The 18716-nt window shown below is 37.9% G+C and carries 14 protein-coding genes and 2 pseudogenes; 11 read left to right on the top strand and 5 right to left on the bottom strand.

Annotated elements, in window-relative coordinates; all coding sequences use genetic code 11:
- The first annotated feature begins 40 nt into the window (after positions 1 to 40).
- Genes AB5Z52_RS11305 through AB5Z52_RS11295 form a run of 3 tightly spaced genes read left to right on the top strand, consistent with a single transcriptional unit; the run spans position 41 to position 2278 of the window.
- On the top strand, positions 41 to 949 hold the full coding sequence (locus AB5Z52_RS11305) for a diacylglycerol kinase family protein (protein WP_005471407.1): 909 nt from the start codon (positions 41 to 43) through the stop codon (positions 947 to 949).
- Between the two features lie 20 nt (positions 950 to 969).
- On the top strand, positions 970 to 1242 hold the full coding sequence (locus AB5Z52_RS11300; RefSeq protein WP_005471409.1) for a DUF1294 domain-containing protein: 273 nt from the start codon (positions 970 to 972) through the stop codon (positions 1240 to 1242).
- Positions 1243 to 1252: 10 nt separating this feature from the next.
- On the top strand, positions 1253 to 2278 hold the full coding sequence (locus tag AB5Z52_RS11295) for a lysylphosphatidylglycerol synthase transmembrane domain-containing protein (protein ID WP_005471411.1): 1026 nt from the start codon (positions 1253 to 1255) through the stop codon (positions 2276 to 2278).
- A 127-nt stretch (positions 2279 to 2405) separates the two neighbouring features.
- Here AB5Z52_RS11295 and AB5Z52_RS11290 read toward each other — a convergent pair whose 3' ends face one another.
- Positions 2406 to 3929, bottom strand: coding sequence for an ABC-F family ATP-binding cassette domain-containing protein (locus AB5Z52_RS11290; protein WP_005471413.1), 1524 nt, complete (start codon positions 3927 to 3929; stop codon positions 2406 to 2408).
- A gap of 407 nt (positions 3930 to 4336) precedes the next feature.
- Here AB5Z52_RS11290 and clpB point away from each other — a divergent pair, with 407 nt between their 5' ends.
- Both clpB and lepB read left to right on the top strand, forming a co-directional pair.
- On the top strand, positions 4337 to 6940 hold the full coding sequence (gene clpB / locus AB5Z52_RS11285) for an ATP-dependent chaperone ClpB (protein WP_368257833.1): 2604 nt from the start codon (positions 4337 to 4339) through the stop codon (positions 6938 to 6940).
- 360 nt (positions 6941 to 7300) lie between these two features.
- Positions 7301 to 7870: a signal peptidase I gene (gene lepB / locus AB5Z52_RS11280; protein ID WP_003126510.1), complete on the top strand. Its 570-nt coding sequence runs from the start codon at positions 7301 to 7303 to the stop codon at positions 7868 to 7870.
- A 66-nt stretch (positions 7871 to 7936) separates the two neighbouring features.
- On the opposite strand, the gene AB5Z52_RS11275 is transcribed toward lepB, so the two are convergent.
- The 4 genes from AB5Z52_RS11275 to eis all read right to left on the bottom strand — a co-directional run bounded on the left by AB5Z52_RS11275 (position 7937) and on the right by eis (position 10823).
- Positions 7937 to 8122, bottom strand: coding sequence for a hypothetical protein (locus AB5Z52_RS11275; RefSeq protein WP_003126511.1), 186 nt, complete (start codon positions 8120 to 8122; stop codon positions 7937 to 7939).
- Positions 8123 to 8424: 302 nt separating this feature from the next.
- On the bottom strand, positions 8425 to 9093 hold the full coding sequence (locus AB5Z52_RS11270; RefSeq protein ID WP_003126512.1) for a hypothetical protein: 669 nt from the start codon (positions 9091 to 9093) through the stop codon (positions 8425 to 8427).
- Positions 9094 to 9579 carry a nucleoside 2-deoxyribosyltransferase gene (locus AB5Z52_RS11265; RefSeq protein WP_005471421.1) on the bottom strand — a complete coding sequence of 162 codons (486 nt, stop codon included), beginning with the start codon at positions 9577 to 9579 and terminating at the stop codon, positions 9094 to 9096.
- A gap of 29 nt (positions 9580 to 9608) precedes the next feature.
- Positions 9609 to 10823, bottom strand: coding sequence for an enhanced intracellular survival protein Eis (eis, locus tag AB5Z52_RS11260; RefSeq protein ID WP_368243539.1), 1215 nt, complete (start codon positions 10821 to 10823; stop codon positions 9609 to 9611).
- A 145-nt stretch (positions 10824 to 10968) separates the two neighbouring features.
- Between eis and lepA the strand changes: the two genes are divergently transcribed.
- From lepA to ecbA, 6 genes and pseudogenes are all read left to right on the top strand, one after another.
- Positions 10969 to 12804 carry a translation elongation factor 4 gene (gene lepA / locus AB5Z52_RS11255; protein WP_086269162.1) on the top strand — a complete coding sequence of 612 codons (1836 nt, stop codon included), beginning with the start codon at positions 10969 to 10971 and terminating at the stop codon, positions 12802 to 12804.
- Between the two features lie 196 nt (positions 12805 to 13000).
- Positions 13001 to 13930: a helix-turn-helix domain-containing protein gene (locus AB5Z52_RS11250; protein ID WP_368243538.1), complete on the top strand. Its 930-nt coding sequence runs from the start codon at positions 13001 to 13003 to the stop codon at positions 13928 to 13930.
- A gap of 131 nt (positions 13931 to 14061) precedes the next feature.
- On the top strand, positions 14062 to 15441 hold the full coding sequence (locus tag AB5Z52_RS11245) for a hypothetical protein (RefSeq protein WP_368243537.1): 1380 nt from the start codon (positions 14062 to 14064) through the stop codon (positions 15439 to 15441).
- Positions 15428 to 17260 (top strand): ATP-binding protein, encoded by a 1833-nt coding sequence (locus tag AB5Z52_RS11240; RefSeq protein ID WP_016171803.1) that lies wholly within the window; start codon positions 15428 to 15430, stop codon positions 17258 to 17260. The genes AB5Z52_RS11245 and AB5Z52_RS11240 overlap by 14 nt, the downstream gene beginning before the upstream one ends.
- Before the next feature lie 86 nt (positions 17261 to 17346).
- A pseudogene (locus AB5Z52_RS11235) lies at positions 17347 to 17451 on the top strand (transcriptional regulator); the annotation flags it as partial.
- A 92-nt stretch (positions 17452 to 17543) separates the two neighbouring features.
- Positions 17544 to 18716, top strand: a pseudogene (gene ecbA, locus AB5Z52_RS11230) (MSCRAMM family collagen-binding adhesin EcbA); the annotation flags it as partial.

Here is an 18716-nt window from a genome sequence, read left to right as displayed (position 1 = left end):
GCACCATTCGCAGCCCTATTTTATTTAGGAAGTGAAAAATATGAAGATCATGGTTTTATATAATGATACGGCTGGTAAAAGCGATGCCAAGGATACTGCAGAGTCTTTTAAGAACTATCTAGAAGAACATGATCCTAAAAGTGAAGCAGTCTTGCAACCTTCCAATCCTGATATTGAGCCGGAAACAATCCAAAAAAATGCGAAAGAACATCAAATCGATACGATTGCAATCATTGGTGGAGACGGTACAATCCATCATGCGCTGCAAACATTTGTGGATCAGTTAGATAAGCTGACAGTGGCAATTATTCCAGGCGGAACGGTCAATAACTTTGCCCGTATGTTAGGGATTCCTCTCAAACCTGAAGAAGCATTTGAAACGATATTGAATGGGACTGATCGACAAATTGATTATGGATTGGTCAATGACTCCATGATGATCTCGACGATGACCATCGGATTGCTGGCCGATACGGCAGCGGCTACTTCGCAAGAAGAAAAACAACAGTTCGGACCACTCGCTTTTACCAAGCGGTTTTTCCATTATTTATTCAAAAAGAAACAATACAAATTAGAAATTATTGCAGACGGAAAACGCTGGCGTGGCAAGAGTCAATTGTTAACAGTAGTCATGTCCAATTCAGCTGGCGGATTTACCAATTTCGACGAGTTGGCACGACCAGATGACGGGCTGTTTCACATGATTTTATTGCCAAAACTCAATCTATTGGAATTCATTATTTATTTGCCCCGGATCATACGTGGTCATATTGCGAAAGTGCCAGGTGTCGAGTACTTTACTGCAAATGAAATTGAGATTCGTGCTCAGGAAAAAACTGTTTATACACGAACTGATGGCGATCCGACAGATAATCTGCCTGTTAAAATGAAGGTGATGAAACAGGCCCTTCGTGTCCGTGTTCAAGAAGAAGACTTGGATGCTAAATAATATCAACCAGAGGAGAAATGATGACAGAATTTATACAAAATCCATTGTGGTTTTATTTACTTATAGCGAATCTTTATCTTTTTGGCTTGATGGGGTATGATAAATACCAAGCCGTAAGAAAAAAATGGCGTGTCCCTGAATGGAATCTGTTGTTTATGGGATTGATTGGCGGCGGAATCGGTGGATTGATCGCGCAACGCGTTTTTCACCATAAAACACGCAAACGTAAATTTTATATTTTTTTTGCTTTCGGTGTGATTGTAGATCTTCTATTGTTTATTAAGTTTGCCTAAGGAGTTAAAAATGAAAGCAAAAGTGAAATTTGCCTTAAACCTGCTATTAATGGTCGTGATCTTAGGTGCGATGTACTATTTTATTCGCAGCTCTATGACTGATATTTTGGCGGAATTAAGACAAACCAGTCTGTCGATCGTTACAGCAGTGATGGCGTTAGGAACAATTTACTTATTTATTGAAGGACGTTCCGTCAAAGAGATCGCTGTAGGATTTCAACCGGAGTTTACAACGAAAGACGGCTTATTTACCGTTTGTTACTCTGGATTCTATCGAATTATTACTTTTGGTGCTGGGACGTTGATATCAGAAGTCAATTTTTATCGTAAAAATGGATTGAAATTGTCACAAGGTGTAGGTGTGACTACGTTGCATATGGTCATGTATAAATTGGCGGTCTTGACTTATGCTATCGCAGGGCTAGTGATTCAATTTTCTTTATTCTTTGAGAAAGCCCCAAATATGATTTGGGTGATATTAGCTGGTATGGTCGTTACTTTTCTGATTATTGCCTTTTTACTTGCACTTTCTGTAAGTGTCAACGTTCAAGTCGCTTTTGTGGTAATCAGCGACAAACTTTTCAAAAGTAAGAGCATGCGCAAAATCATCGATACTTGCAATACGCAGATTTACTCGTTACGGGAGACAGTCTATTCGATTCTCCGTGATCGTACGGCTTTTTTACGGATCTATTTCTGGAATGTCGTTAAATTGGCTGCTTGGTATGTGATTCCTTATGTAGTATTGGCACCTAAACATCCAGAAATCGACTTCTTACTGACGCTTTCTTTTGTCAGCTTTGCAGTGATCCTATCGGGTGTTATTCCTACGCCGGCTGGAATCGGTTCGTTTGAATTTGTTTATATGTTACTTTTTGGACCAATGGTAGGGACTGTTGATGCAGCGTCATCGATGTTGCTTTATCGATTTGCTACTTTTATTTGGCCATTCGTGATCGGTTTCGTCTATGTCATTTTGGAAAAACGCAAAACCATGAGTGCTGAGTTGGAAGAGTTGAAGAACGAAAAAGCGTGAGTAAAGGAATGAAACTTTTTCTTTCTCCTATTAAATCTAAATCAAAAAAATCTCGAAGGCATGCCTCAAAAACTTCAGCTAGTTCGCTGAAATTTCGGCACTTCTTCGAGATTTTTTAGTGTCGTACTTATTCACTTAATTCAATAATTCGATCTGCAAAGTCTTCGTAGAAATCGGCTTCGTGGGAAACCACTAAGACAGTTCCTTGAAAATCAGCCAGTGCTGCATTCAGATTATCTTTGGTTGCTTGGTCAATATGATTAGTAGGCTCATCCAATAGAAGAAAATTGCTTTTGATCATCATCATTTCGGCAAGTTTGACTTTTGTTTGTTCGCCACCACTCAATGATTTTAGCGCTTCTTGTGCCAGCTGACTCGGCAATCCTGCACGGGATAATTGGCGGCGTAGTTCTTTGATTGTAGCTTTAGGAAATTTATCGCTCATATAGTGCAAAGGATTTTGTAATGGTTGTTCCCAAGTTAAGTCTTGCGAGAAATAATTGAATTTTGTGTGTTGGGGAAATGAAACCGATCCATTGATAGCCGGTATCTGACCTAAGAGTGTCTTGATCAACGTTGATTTCCCAATTCCATTAAACCCGCGAATAGCGATTTTTTCACCGTAGCGTATCGTCAAATCGATCGGTGACAAAAGCGGTTTGTCATAGCCAATTTCTAAGTGTGTTGTTTCCAACGCCAATGTTGTGACGATAGGGGCATAAGGAAAAGCAATATGCGGTGTCGGCGCATCTGTTGGTGGCGTTAATCGTTCGATTTTCGCTAATTGTTTTTCTCGGCTTTTAGCCATCGTAGAACGAGAGCCCGCTTTATATTTTCGAATATAGGCTTCCGTTTTCTTGATATGTGCCTGTTGGGCTTCATATTGTTTCAAATAACTTTCATTTTGCAACGCTTTGAGTTTCAGTGATTTTTCAAGATTGCCGGTATATTTCGTTAATTTGCCAAATTCAATATCAATGATATGCGTCGTGATCTGGTTGAGAAACTGTTGGTCATGAGAAACCACCAAATAGGTGCCATTGAAATCTTGGAGAAATTGAACCAGCCACTTGATGTGCTCATCATCTAAGTGATTGGTTGGTTCATCCAAGATCAGCATATCGGGTTTTTCCAATAACATTTTTGCTAAGATTAATTTTGATCGCTGACCACCACTTAAATTGACCAGTGGGGTTTCCATACCAAGAATGGCAATGCCCAGACCTTCCGCTAAGTCAGCAATCAGTGTGTCCATTTGATAGAAGGAACCTTGATCCAATTGATTTTGTAATTCACCGGCTTTTTCAAGTAACTCATCATCCAATGTTTCAGCATATTCACCATATAGTGAAGCAATTTTTGCCTCTTTTTCAAAATCAGCAGCAAAGGCTGAGCGTAAGAAATCGCGAATGGTTTGGGTTTCGTCCACATTGACATATTGATCCAAATAGCCCATTTTCAGATTTTTTGGGAAAGTGACCTGGCCTTCATCAGGAAGAATCTCCCCGGTAATGATTTTGATCAAGGTACTTTTTCCGGCACCGTTTCGTCCAATCAGTCCGACTTTCTCGCCACGATTGATTTGAACGCTGACTTCTTCATACAAGATTTTGTCGCCGAATTGTTGCGATAGATTTGATAGTGTTAACATGATTTTCCTCCATATAAAAAAGCCATAGACAGTCATTGTCTACAGCTTACAATCTTTTTAGTATCCACCAAAAACCAGGGCATGAGAAAGAAACCTCACTCCGAGTCTTTGATGAAGCAGATGCGCTAGGCGCTTGTAGGCTCTTAACAATGCTTCATCGTGTTCTTGTTAAGAGCAGATTTTCTGATAAATTTAAAGATAAATTTAAAATAGTAGCGTGACATCTGCTTTTCCTCCGTTGAAATGGTTCATTAAGCATACCATCTTAGCTTTCCTTATGTCAACTTTTGCTGATAGTTTGCTAAAAAAGAAAGTCAAAAAGTGCTTGCATATCTTTTGACCATTACTGACCAAAATGGTATACTACAATGTAGGAGAAATCCTAGAAATGACGGGGAGGTAGAACAATGAACCCAGAAAAAATGACAACAACTTTACAAAGTGCCATTGCAGAAGCACAACAAGTAGCGATAACACGCCATCATCAGGAGATAGATATCGCTCATTTATGGAAAATTTTATTGCAAGCCAATCAATTTGGCCGCAATTTTTATACGGACGCTGGTCTTGATGTCGATGCTTTCGAGAAGGAAGTTGACCGACTATTGGATGAAATCCCATCTGTTGAAGGTGGCAATGTTCAATACGGACAAAGCATGAGTCAAAACTTATTTCGTTTGCTTTCTGAAGCAGACCAACTAAAAAAAGGGTTCAATGATGAGTATTTATCGACTGAAGTCGTTTTACTCGCATTAATGAAACTAAAAAACCATCCATTGACCAATTACTTAAAAGGTCAAGGAATCAATGAAAAAGAATTAAAAGCAACCATTGAATCTTTGAGAGGGGGAGAACGTGTGACATCTCAAAACCAAGAAGAACAATACAAAGCCTTAGAAAAATATGGTGTGGACCTCGTTCAACAAGTCCGCAGTGGAAAAATGGATCCGATCATTGGCCGGGATGAAGAGATCCGCGATGTGATCCGTATTCTTTCAAGAAAAACCAAAAATAATCCTGTTTTGATTGGAGAGCCTGGTGTCGGTAAAACAGCGATCGTTGAAGGACTGGCGCAACGAATCGTTAGAAAAGATGTACCGGAAAACTTAAAAGACAAAACGATTTTCTCTTTAGACATGGGCGCATTGATCGCTGGAGCAAAATTCCGTGGTGAATTTGAAGAACGGTTGAAGGCGGTCTTGAAAGAAGTCAAGAAATCTGAAGGACGGATCATCTTATTTATTGATGAGATCCACAATATCGTGGGTGCCGGCAAAACGGAAGGCAGCATGGATGCTGGTAATTTACTAAAACCAATGCTGGCTCGTGGTGAACTTCATACGATCGGTGCAACAACATTGGACGAATACCGTCAATATATGGAAAAAGACAAAGCTTTGGAACGTCGTTTCCAAAAAGTTTTAGTCAAGGAACCAACGGTTGAAGATACCATCTCGATCTTGCGGGGACTAAAAGAACGCTTTGAGATCCATCACGGGGTCAACATTCATGACAATGCACTAGTTGCTGCAGCGACATTATCCGATCGTTATATCACAGATCGCTTTTTACCGGATAAAGCAATCGATCTGATTGATGAAGCGAGTGCAACGATCCGCGTAGAAATGAATTCAATGCCAACTGAACTCGATCAAGTCACGCGACGTTTAATGCAGCTGGAAATTGAAGAAGCCGCATTGAAAAAAGAAACGGATGATGCTTCTAAAAAACGGTTGGCAAACCTGCAAGAAGAATTAGCTGATTTGCGGGAAGAAGCCAATACCATGAAGATGCAATGGGAAACTGAGAAAGATGAAGTCAATGCGGTTTCCAATAAACGGGCAGAAATCGACAAAGCCAAACATGAATTAGAAGATGCTGAAAATAATTATGATTTAGAGCGCGCTGCTGTTTTACGCCATGGAACGATTCCGCAATTAGAAAAAGAACTTGCCGAATTGGAAGCAAAAAACCAAGCGGAAGGCGTTCGAATGGTGCAAGAATCTGTGACTGAAAACGAAATTGCACTAGTTGTTGGTCGCCTAACAGGCATTCCGGTTGCGAAATTGGTAGAAGGCGAACGGGAAAAACTACTGAAATTGAATGAAACACTCCATCAACGCGTGATTGGCCAAGACGAGGCAGTCGATGCAGTAAGTGATGCGGTGATCCGTTCCCGTGCAGGTCTCCAAGATCCAAATCGACCATTAGGTTCTTTCCTATTCTTAGGACCAACAGGAGTCGGTAAGACCGAGTTAGCCAAAGCGTTAGCCGTCAATCTGTTTGATTTAGAAGATCATATGGTGCGGATTGACATGAGTGAGTACATGGAGAAACATTCTGTGTCACGTTTAGTCGGAGCACCTCCAGGTTATGTTGGTTTTGAAGAAGGTGGCCAACTGACAGAAGCTGTTCGCCGTAACCCTTATACGATCGTCTTATTGGATGAGATCGAAAAAGCCCATCCAGATGTTTTCAATATTTTATTGCAAGTATTGGATGACGGCCGATTGACGGATTCAAAAGGTCGAGTGGTAGATTTCAAGAACACGGTCTTGATCATGACGAGCAATATTGGCTCGCAAATACTATTAGATGGTGTGACTGGGGAAGGAACGATTCCAGAATCGGTGGCTGAAAATGTTCGTTCGCTATTACGCGGTCATTTTAAACCAGAGTTCTTGAACCGTATCGATGATACAATTTTGTTCACGCCACTAAGCCTAGCCAATGTTACAGGTATCGTGGATAAAATTATTGCTCAATTGTCTCAACGATTGGAAAATCAAGACATTCAATTATCCATTACAGAAGAAGCCAAAAAATGGATCGCAGAGCATTCGTACGAACCCGCTTATGGCGCAAGACCATTGCGACGTTTCATTACACGGGAGGTAGAAACACCTCTGGCTAAAGAAATCGTTGCAGGACGTGTTCTGCCGAAAACAAAAGTGACGATAGAAGTGTTGAATGACCAGCTTGTTTTTGAAAATACACCGATAAGTGAATAAGAGATTTCTTAGTCATCTAACTTAAACGAGAAAAATAACCCTTGAATTACCTGAATGATAGACGGAATGATACTGTGGGAAAGACCTGAATAAAGTCTTCTGCCTATTCCGCTATTTTTCAGGTTTTTTCTTTTGAATAAAAAAATCATCATGTTATTATGCTACGTCAATGTGGTTTAAGAACTTCCTTTTTATTAAACAAAGATTGGTAAATTTCTCCTAAAAAAAAACTTTCGTAAAAAGATTTTACTTGCCGAAAAGGAAAATTAAACGTAAGATTGAGAAGTAAACGCAAAACGCAGGTCTATTTTCTAATGAAGGATCTACTGAGAAAATAGTTGAAGGAGCAAATAAAATAAGATGCAGAAATTTTTAAAAGAGAATTGGTTTATTCTCGCTTTTATTGTGGTGATTGTTGTCGTTCGATTGTTTATTTTAACGCCTGTCAAAGTCAGCGGGCATTCAATGGATCCGACTTTGTCTGATGGGCAACGCTTGATTGCTTCCAAGATTTCAAGTTATCAGCGGCAAGACGTGATTATTTGCGTAGAACCGGATGATACCAGTAAAATTGCGGTGAAACGCCTAATTGGTTTGCCTGGAGATAAAATCGAGATGAAAAATGACGTCCTGACAATCAATGGCAAAGAGTATCACGAAGAGTACTTAGAAGATTTTAAGAAGCAATTTGCGGATGATCAGTTGCAAAAGGAATATAGCTACCGGGAATTATTCCAGCAAATCGCGGCCAGTGCAACCCAATTCACTGAAGATTTCTCTATTACCGTCCCTAAGGGAAAATATTTTGTTATGGGAGACAATCGTCTGATTTCAAGAGATAGCCGTTCTTTCGGTGTGGTGGATGCCGATCAAATGCAAGGAAAAGTTATCTTGCGTTACTGGCCATTAAGTGAAATTTCATTATTTTAAAAGCACAGTAAAAAAGCATTCTTGCACAGGAGCGAGTCTTCACTCGAAACATGCAAGAATGCTTTTTTAAACGACCCAAGCTACTAGCGCAATCACGGAAAAGAACATTGTCCAAACGGCAATCGCCGCAGAAGCAATGAAAATGATTTTAATAGGCAGGGGTTGGACGAATTTTCGTGCATCTTTAGAAAAGGCATAGGTAATAGATGAAAAGATCATGCAGCACAAAAGAAAAAATACCGTCAAAATCATGGCGATCTCCTTACTGACTTCCAGGTCGACTTATTGTTAAATATTATAACAGACCTTTTGAAAATCGTGAAATCAAATACACTGCATTTCAGGCAATTCTTTTTGCAATTATTGGTATAAAGAGGACTCGTCCAATAACATAAATTATTAAATAACGTTTATTCTTTATTAATGAAAGCGGGTTCAATGAATTTGGGAGATTTTTGCTAAAAAAAGATCATTGTCAAAATTAGTTTTTGCGAAATCATTCGGATAAAAAAACTGTCTGAACTAATTTTATTAGTTCAGACAGTTGATAAAAATCACTGTTCAATTTTTTTGATACGATAGCTTTCAAAATAATCAGGCTTGCCTCGCCCTTGGAAGTAAGCAATCAATCCCATCAATACAGCTCCGATCGTGTTGGTCAAAAGATCACCCATCGTATCCATCAATGCCTCGCGGCCAATGAATGGGGTGCCTTCTAGCGTCGCATAGCGCTGCAGATTCATTCCACCAAGCGAATCGCAGATAAACTCCCAGAACTCCCAAAAAACACCACACAGGCCTGCAAAAGCAAATCCCATCAGAAGAAAAAGCCATGGAGAAACTTCTCGTACTGGAACATCTTTTAGGAACATACAGATCAGCCCATAACCAACTGCTGTCAGAACCATCGGACTAACTGTGTGCAGTACTTTATCCCAGAAGGAAATAATTTCAATCAGATGCAAAATCGTTCCCATAAAGACCGAGATCAACAGAAAGAACCAATAAAAGTAAATAGTCGCATTGGGCAGTTGAATACGGAACAGCTTTTTACTGAATTCAGGTACATAGATCAACAAAATACCTAGTAATGCTTGAACTAGAAAAATCAGTGCTTGCTGTTTAGGATAGACACCTCGAAAGAATTCCCAAACAGAAAATGCGAAAACAAGGAAGCCAAATAGTGTAAATAGTTTTAATAAACGTTTATAATTCTCACCCATTTATTGTTCCTCCCCGAGATAGGCAGCCAAGCCTTCTAGTAAAGCGTTTTCTGAAGAATAGATCTCTCCATTCAGTTTGATCAAACCGACTGTATAGAGATTCAAATAATGAAATTGATTTTCGGCTACAGTTTTCAGTGCAGTAATCTTTTGCTGATTATCTGCTCCTTGTTGGCGACTGTCTGTATATAACCCTAAGACAGGGATTTCTTTGGCAAAAGCCACGCCGATTTCTGAAGCTACGCCTGGATCGATCGTTAGACCATCTAATAATGCAATCATTAGGTCACTTTCCAAAACTTTTTCTGTATCAGCTTGAGCTATCATTTTACTATCAGCATAAGCAGACTTATCATTAATGGATGCATTTTCTTGTGGCAAATAGATATCTGCTTGTGGATAGGTGCTTCGGATTTGATTGACTAGATCGGCATTATAAAGCAGATCACTTTTAGCAAAGAGGGGGGCTGCAAAGTAAATATTCATTTTCATTCTCCTTCATTTTATCAACATGATTAAAAATAGTCGCCAAAATAAGCTTCCATATCAGGAATAATAGTCTCCAATAACTGTAACGTATCCGAATCGGTATGGAGACGCTCGATTCGAGCCAAATACGCAGGTCTTCGATAATTCATCAGTACGCAAGTTAACGTTTGGATATCTAATTGGACCGCTTTTCCGATCGGATCATTCGAAACGATGATTTCACCTTTAGCATCGTTCAATCCAAAAATACCATTATTCCATTCAGCAACAGGATCGGAGACAACGAAATGAAAAGGCTGATCGAATGCTTTAAAGGGGAATTTTTTCAAAAACTCTGTTACGTCAACGATGCGTGCCATATAGTAAGGTTCGATCGTTTCTTTGATTTGGCTGTCTTCCAACAAGAAAGCCAAAGGTTCATTTTTATAGATATCGCCTTTGACCCAGTAGACCATAGAGAAATGAGCCGAGATAAAGTTCCATAATCCATTGCGGGCTTCTTGATTCAAGTAAAACATTTCTTTTACGTGAAAGACTTCTTCGGCGACCCAATAAAAAAGCACACCAGTGGGGTGACCACTTTTATTATAATAGACAGCTGCTGTTCGGCTTTCTTCGTTTTCGTAGCGCCAGTATTCTTCCCAGTGGAAAGCGGTCCGCTGTAATGCGCCATGATTTTCTCTTGAGAATTGATTATAGACAGTGAAAACGTCAGGATCATCTACCTCTTTTCGTTCAACGATCCCTGGAACTTCCACCGTTTTTGGTAACTGGGTATCACGTATTTTGAAGGTTAATTTATCTGACATCATCTCCCAGCCCTTACGACGATAATAAGGAACATTATAAGGATAGAGATAAGAGATCCATTGCTGATCTGCTCGCATCGTTTCAAGAGCGAGTTTGATCAAGTCTTTCATCAGTCCATGTCCCGCATATTCAGGGTAAGTTCCGACACCGGTCACGCCGCCCATTTTGTAAAGAGTTCCATGAATGTTCACTTCACAGGGATAGACAGCAATTTGTGAAACAAGCTGATCACCGTTGAACCACCCGAACACTTTAGATAATTCCAAGATTGGTCGTTTTGATTTGATCATTTCACGCTTGCTTTCATAACCGCTTTCCTCGATGTCCGACTCAGTGATTTGAAAAACATAGCTTAGAAGCTCATTGAACTGATCGACATCATTTTCTTCTACTGGTCGAATATGCAAATCTTGATGAAAATTATTGTCCATTCTTTCAACTCCAATTTATTTACTAGCTATAGTATAGCAAAACCTGAACAAATTTGTTTAGATATCGGTCAAGAAAAATACTTTAATTATCAGCATTTCGTTGGTATAATAGAAAAGCTGACTAAAAGAAATGAGGAACGTATCCATGAATATAGAAGAAATGAAAAAACGACAGGAAAAGATTCGTAACTTTTCCATTATCGCTCATATTGACCACGGAAAGTCTACGCTAGCCGATCGGATTTTGGAACAAACTCATACGGTAACGTCCAGAGAAATGCAAAATCAATTATTAGACTCCATGGACTTAGAACGGGAACGGGGAATCACCATTAAATTGAATGCGGTTGAGTTGAATTATACCGCAAAAGATGGTGAAACCTATATTTTCCATTTGATCGACACACCAGGACACGTGGATTTCACTTATGAAGTATCGCGGAGTTTGGCTGCGTGTGAAGGTGCTGTATTGGTTGTGGATGCAGCTCAAGGGATTGAAGCTCAAACATTAGCCAATGTTTATTTGGCTCTGGACAACGACTTAGAGATCTTACCAGTCATCAATAAAATCGATCTGCCAGCAGCAGACCCAGAACGAGTACGTACAGAAATCGAAGACGTTATCGGTATCGATGCAAGTGAAGCGGTTTTAGCTAGTGCCAAAGCCGGAATTGGCATCGAAGATATCTTAGAACAAATTGTCGAATATGTACCGGCACCAGCTGGAGATATTGAAGCGCCATTGAAAGCATTGATCTTTGATTCTGTCTACGATTCTTATCGAGGGGTTGTTCTGAACGTCCGTATCATGGATGGGATGGTCAAACCTGGGGATAAAATTCAAATGATGAGTAATGGAAAAACCTTTGATGTCACCGAAGTTGGGGTATTTTCACCTAAAGCGATCCAACGGGATGCATTGATGGTGGGAGATGTTGGTTATATCACAGCAGCTATCAAAACAGTGAAAGATACACAAGTAGGGGATACTGTGACACTAGCAAATAATCCAGCCCAAGAAGCTTTGGAAGGGTATCGTCAAATGAATCCAATGGTGTATTGTGGACTCTATCCAATCGATACTTCTCGTTACAATGATCTGCGGGAAGCATTAGAGAAGCTGCAATTGAATGATGCGGCACTCCAATTCGAGCCTGAAACTTCTCAAGCGCTAGGCTTTGGTTTCCGTTGTGGTTTCCTAGGTCTCTTGCATATGGATGTTGTTCAAGAGCGTTTAGAACGTGAGTTCAATTTGGAATTGATCACGACAGCGCCTTCTGTTATCTATCATGTCAACAAGACAGACGGAACAACCGTGACAGTCGATAATCCAGCAGATTTCCCTGAACCAGGTACTATTGAAAATGTCGAAGAACCTTTTGTCAAAGCACAAATCATGGTACCAAATGACTATGTAGGTGCGGTTATGGAACTCTCACAGCGTAAGCGGGGAGATTTTGTCACCATGGACTACCTAGATGATTATCGGGTCAATGTCGTCTATGAAATTCCATTATCTGAAATCGTCTTTGATTTCTTTGACAAACTGAAATCCAGCACAAAAGGTTATGCATCACTGGATTATGAAATGTCCGGTTACCGTACCAGCAAGTTAGTTAAAATGGATATCTTGTTGAACGCTGAAAAAGTCGATGCATTAAGCTTTATTGTTCACCGAGATTTTGCCTACGAACGCGGAAAAGCCATCGTAGAAAAATTGAAAAAACTCATCCCGCGTCAACAATTCGAAGTACCGATACAAGCAGCGATTGGCCAAAAAATCGTGGCTCGCTCCGATATCAAGGCTCTGCGCAAAAATGTTTTAGCGAAATGTTATGGTGGGGATGTTTCTCGTAAACGGAAACTCCTAGAGAAACAAAAAGAAGGTAAGAAACGCATGAAACAAATCGGTTCAGTAGAAGTTCCACAGGAAGCCTTCATGGCCGTTCTGAAAATGGACGACCAGGATAACGCGAAATAGCTTGTTTTCAACGGGAAACCCTATTAAATCAACCTTTTCGAGTGGCGTAAAATTCGTGATTTACCCGTTTAAAAAAGTTTAAACTGTCATACGGTTGTCACGACTTAACAAAAAAGGACAAAAAAGGAATAATTCCCTTGAGGATTTTTACTTGTCAGCGTATGATGAAAGCATCTCATAAGGTGGTGCTTTTTTCATGCAAACAAATAAAGATGAGTTAATCAAAATGGGAAAGCATTTAAAAGAAGCTAGGTTATCTAAGCAATTAACTCAAGAAGAATTGGCAAGGTTATCAAATATATCACAAGCTACAATCGTAAAATATGAAAATGGATTACGCAGTATATCTAAAAAGAACGATAGAATTTTGAGTGATGTTCTCGGTGCTGAATCATTTATTAAAGATATGACTCAAAGAAAACAACAAGTCTTGATTGATTTAGAAAAATATCAAACTACAAATAATTTTTCTCGTGAGGATTTATCTAAGAAGTTAGGAATCGAAATATCTCTTCTAAATAAATTTTTAAATCAAAGTCGACCATTGTCAAAAAACGCAATTGTGAAAATCACTCAGTTATTGTCTAACGATGGTAAAGAAATTTTGATGGATATAAAACAAGATGACGGTTCGTTTAAATTACCCATCATCGATAAAATAGCGATGGGAGAACGAGTTCAAGAGATTCGGAAAAATCGAGGTGAGACACTGGAGAAATTTGGTAAGAACTTTACTCGGCCAGCAGGTAAGAATGTTGTGAATAGATGGGAAAAAGGTGCGAACATTCCTGATATTGAAAGATTAATGAATGTTGCCTATCTTGGAAAAGTGACTGTCCCTTATATTTTGTATGGGGAGACTTTTAGCAAAATGTTGAAAAGGGGAAATACGATTAACCAATTTGAAAAGTTGGATCCTTTCCGAATGGGACTAAGATTCAGGAAGATTCGAAGGGATTATCGTTTAGAAAGAGAAGACTTTGGAAAGTTTTTTTCACCGCTGATTACAAAATGGTCGATGGATAGATACGAGAATGGAAAAGATATCCCAAATACGGATCGCATTATTCAGTATGCCTATATAGGAAAAGTCTCTTTGGAGTTTTTGATATATGGTGTTAATTAGTTTTTAAAAAGAATAGATTACTTGAATTTGAGATATTAAAAAAATATCTTAATACAATTTTGAGGAGAATCATCGTTTGTTATGAATTGGTGGTAAAATAATAGTGAATTCCAATTTTGGAGGAAACTATTATGACAATTTCAAAGGTAAAAGCTCTTAGATCTGTTCTTTCAGAGAAAAGAACGACATTCTTATTTGGAGCAGGAGCTTCGGTACCATTTTTTTCAAGCTTAGGAAAAATTGAGGAATATATGACTAGCAAAGATATAACTGAAGAAGGTAAAAGACTAGTTATGTTTATTTTTTATTATATAGCAATCAAAGATAATTCAATATTGGTTGAATATATAAAAAAAGGTAAATCGGAAAACCACTTGGGTTCTGGGTCTTCTGTGATGAATCAATATTCAAGATTTATTTTTAATTGCGTGGAGTTCCTAAAACTAAGAAATAGTCGTGTTTCTCCAAGAAGAACTAATATCTTTACTACGAATTATGATTTGTTTCTTGAAATAGCTGTCGAAAAAAATATAGAATCGAATCCCAAAATTTTCTTTAATGACGGGACGAATGGTTATATGAAAAGATATCTTAGCACTGAAAATTTTAATAAGACAATGTTGTATGCTGGGGCCTTTGATAATTATGCCAACGAATTACCAACAATTAATTTGGTGAAATGTCATGGATCTGTGAATTGGATGAATGAGCAAAACTTTATCGGGAGAGATAGAGTGCTTGTTGATAACAGTCTTTTGGACACTATTAAAACTGCTAGAGAAGCAGAAGAAGTTTGGTCAGAACTTCAAAAAGATACAGCTTATGATACAACTTATCAATGGTTCTTTAACATGGATAAGTTGAAAGATGTCGTATTAGGTAAACGTATTGATGGATTTACTGAGAACCCTACTGAAGTGATTAATTATTTTGGTAACAAGTATTATGATCAATTACAAGGTATAAGTGAAAAAATTAGTGAAATACAGATTGTCTTACCCACAAAAAGGAAATTTCAGTCTACCTTAATTGAAGAACAGTATTTTAATATGCTTAGATTCCTGTCTTATGAGCTTGAGAAGGAACAATCAGTTTTAATAGCATTCGGCTTTTCATTTTTAGATGAGCATATAACAGACATTGTCCAAAGATCTTTAAATAATCCAAATTTATTAGTATTCATTTTCTGTTATAAAGACGGTACTAAAAGTGAAATAATAAATCAATTTAGCTTTGGAGCCAATGCGGTCCCATCCAATATTGTGTTTATAACACCTTCAGATTTTATTATGAAACAAACTGAAATCGAAGACGAGACTCGCCTACCGTTAGAAACAAATCAGATTAGATCAAATGATAGTACTATTGTCACTTATTCTGAGGAAGTATCAGTTTATGATAATAAAGATGCGGTTATAGATTTTGAAGCTTTTAACAGGATTATCGAAGGAAATCTTTCTGAAAAGTATATTGATAGTCAATATACGGAGGTAGTAGATGATGACGAATAATTCTAATATAGAGGTTGCTTTAGTTGTTGAAGTGAACGGAATCAGGTGTAAAGCTATCACTTTTGATGATATGAACCAAGCGACATATATTAATAATGGTGAAGTGATAAAAAACTTAAGTGTAAATAGTTTTGTAGTTATTCGTCAGAACTTTATTAAAATAATAGGCAGAGTCAATTCTGAATCAATTTGGGATACTCAAAATAACAAGCAGAACTATCAGTTGGATAACAGATTCAGTAAGAATACCATCAAAAGAATTCTTGATATCCAAATTATTGGATATATTTCAGAAGGCTGTTTTACTACTGGTACAACATATATTCCAATGATTGGAAATATTTGTTCAATACCGACAACTGAGGAGACACAAACTATCTATGTAAATAGCTTCGATCATTTTAATGGAGATCAAACTATTAAAATCGGGAAAAGCTTAAATGAGCAAATTGAGGTTAACTTACCAATAAGTTCTTTTTTTGCGTCACATATTGGTATTTTTGGAAATACTGGTAGTGGTAAGTCAAATACACTTCATAAATTGTACTTTGAGCTATTTAAACAACCGTTCCCATTGCTAAGAGAGAAAAGTAGATTTGTTGTCATAGACTTTAACGGTGAGTACGTGCATGATAACTCATTTGGTGTACCTAAGAGCGAAAAAAATATATATGAATTATCTACTAGAACCGTTTCAAATAAAAGGTTACAGATTAAAAGGGATATCTTTTTTAGTTCTGAGATCTTGTCTATTCTTTTTTCCGCGACTCAACAAACTCAAAAACCTTTTTTGGAACGTGTTCTTAAAGGGATAAATAAGTTTGGTTTTGGTGAAGAGTCACTACAAAGATGGATAAGTTCTATACTCAGAGAGATATTTACGACTTTTCCCAATATGGATTTAAAGAATAGATTTGTAAGTATTCTGGATGAATTTTATGATTCTGGTGAAGCTTTGGAGCCAATCAAACAGGCACAGATATACAGCAGGGATGACCCTGCAAAATTTATTGTAAACAGTACTTTTTTTGATGGAAATTGGGAATGTAAACATATGCAGGCCGTTAATCTTAATCAGGTTGAAAATATGATTCTAACGGAAAAATTAAATATATTCAAAGAGTTTGAACTTAGATGTAAATTACAATTAGTCAAAGACTTACTATATCGAAATGTCATATCGGATCATATAGACCCGCTTCTAAAACGAATCGATAGCCGTATTGAAGGTTTTCAGAAGTATATAGAGATAGTGGAACAGATCGACAATGTCAAATTTCTTGAGATAATTTCTTTACGTGATTTGAATCAAGAAGCTAAACAAATTGTAGCGATGTTAACTTCAAAAATGTTTTTTGATGAGCAGAAGACGAGTAAAGATAAGATTAGTTTCCATCTTATTATCGATGAAGCACATAATATTTTGTCTGATCAATCAAGAAACGACAATACGTCATGGAAGGATTATAGACTTTCTACTTTTGAGGAAATCATTAAAGAAGGTCGGAAATTTGGTTTTTTCCTTACTTTATCAAGTCAAAGACCAGCAGATATTTCACCCACACTTCTCTCACAAGTTCATAATTTCTTTCTACACAAACTAGTGAATGAGCGAGATCTTCAAATAATTGATAATTCATTATCAACTCTAGATAGAGTTTCTAAATCAATGCTTCCAGGTTTATCACAAGGTATCTGTATTATCACTGGGACAGCTTTGTCCTTACCAATGATTGTGAACGTTGATTTTATAAATGATAAAACTTTGCGTCCACAAAGTGATACTGTGGATTTAGTGGAAGCTTGGGTGAATGAATAACGTAAATTTTTACGATGAGACCTTCAAAAATTGAGGGTCTTTTTTTATGTTCAAAAAGAAAGGAAGGCTTTATGAATAAATGTAAGATGGATAAATACGAGGACGGAAAAGATATCCCGAATACGGATTGCATCATTCAGTATGCCTATATTGGAAAAGTCTCTTTGGAGTTTTTGATATACGGTATCTGATAATTTTTGAAAAGAATAGTTTTAAACATTTGAGGCATTCAGAAATGGATGTCTCTTTTTTATTATCCAATTTTGAAAGGAGATTTTATTTTATGAAAAAGCCGAGATTTAAAAATTGGCGATTATTTGCAACGTTAGCTTTATTTGGTCAAACAATTGGCGGAGTGATTGGTCCTACGATTGCCTTCGCCGATGAAATTACTCATCCACAAACGGTAACCGTGGAACTTGATTTAGCACATCAGTATGCTGTAGAAGGAACTTTCAGTGACGGCCGTCCAATGTCAGAAGTCACTGTTCCACATTATGCTGTGTACAATGGCGTGAAACAAGATATTTTCTGTATTGAACCAGGGGTGCCAATTTACAATGAGTTCACTCTTGGTTATGAGAAAAATCCATTGCCGGATATGCCAGAGAAAGCGAAATTAGTTTCCGTTTTATGGAAAAATGCCGGTACAGACATTGATACACAAATGGTTGCTCAAAAGATGATCTGGCAAGAAGTGAATGGATATACTCTTCATTCTATGAAGCATCCAGATGGCAGTGCCGTAAATATCGCAGCCATTGAGGCAAAAATTAATCAAGCTATTTCCGATTATCAGAAGAAACCAAGTTTCCACAATAGCACGGCTAAAACTGTGTTAGGCCAATCGACTACTGTAACGGATACGAATAATTTGAATTTGTCAGAGTTCGATGAAGTTGTGGAAAATACCGCAAATATTGATTATCGTGTCAATGGCAATCAATTGGTCATCACACCGAATACCAATTCAAAAGAAAGCGGTGTGTTGACGCTTAAGAAATCTGCTGGAACTGGAACACCGGTTGCTTACAAAATGGCTGGCCAACAAACCTTGATGGCCGGGGCGATTGATAAACCGAACACTTACACGATCAAAATTGATGTGGAAACTGAGGGAGCTTTAAAAATCAAAAAAGTCGATAAAGAATCTGGTGAAGTTGTGCCAGGAACGGTTTTCCATTTAGATTTTGGAAAATCTTTACCTGCAAAAAACGTGACTACTGACAAAGAAGGGATTGCGACATTAGATGGGATTCCTCATGGCACAAAAGTAACCATTACTGAAAAATCAGTGCCGGCGCCTTATACGATTGATACCACACCCATGACTGCTACGATCAAAGCGGGTGAGACCATTTTAGTGACTTCAAAAAATACGCGAGAAAAAGGTCAAATCATTCTGGATAAAACCGGAATTGAAACAGGAAATGATCTTTGGAACGATAATTACTCC

It is taken from the genome of Enterococcus sp. RTP21361st1_A6_RTP21361_211029, from assembly GCF_040910045.1.
Taxonomy (GTDB): Bacteria; Bacillota; Bacilli; order Lactobacillales; family Enterococcaceae; genus Enterococcus_D; species Enterococcus_D gallinarum.
The sequence above is the reverse complement of the archived record's forward strand: the minus strand, read 5'-3'. Positions and strand labels throughout refer to the sequence as shown.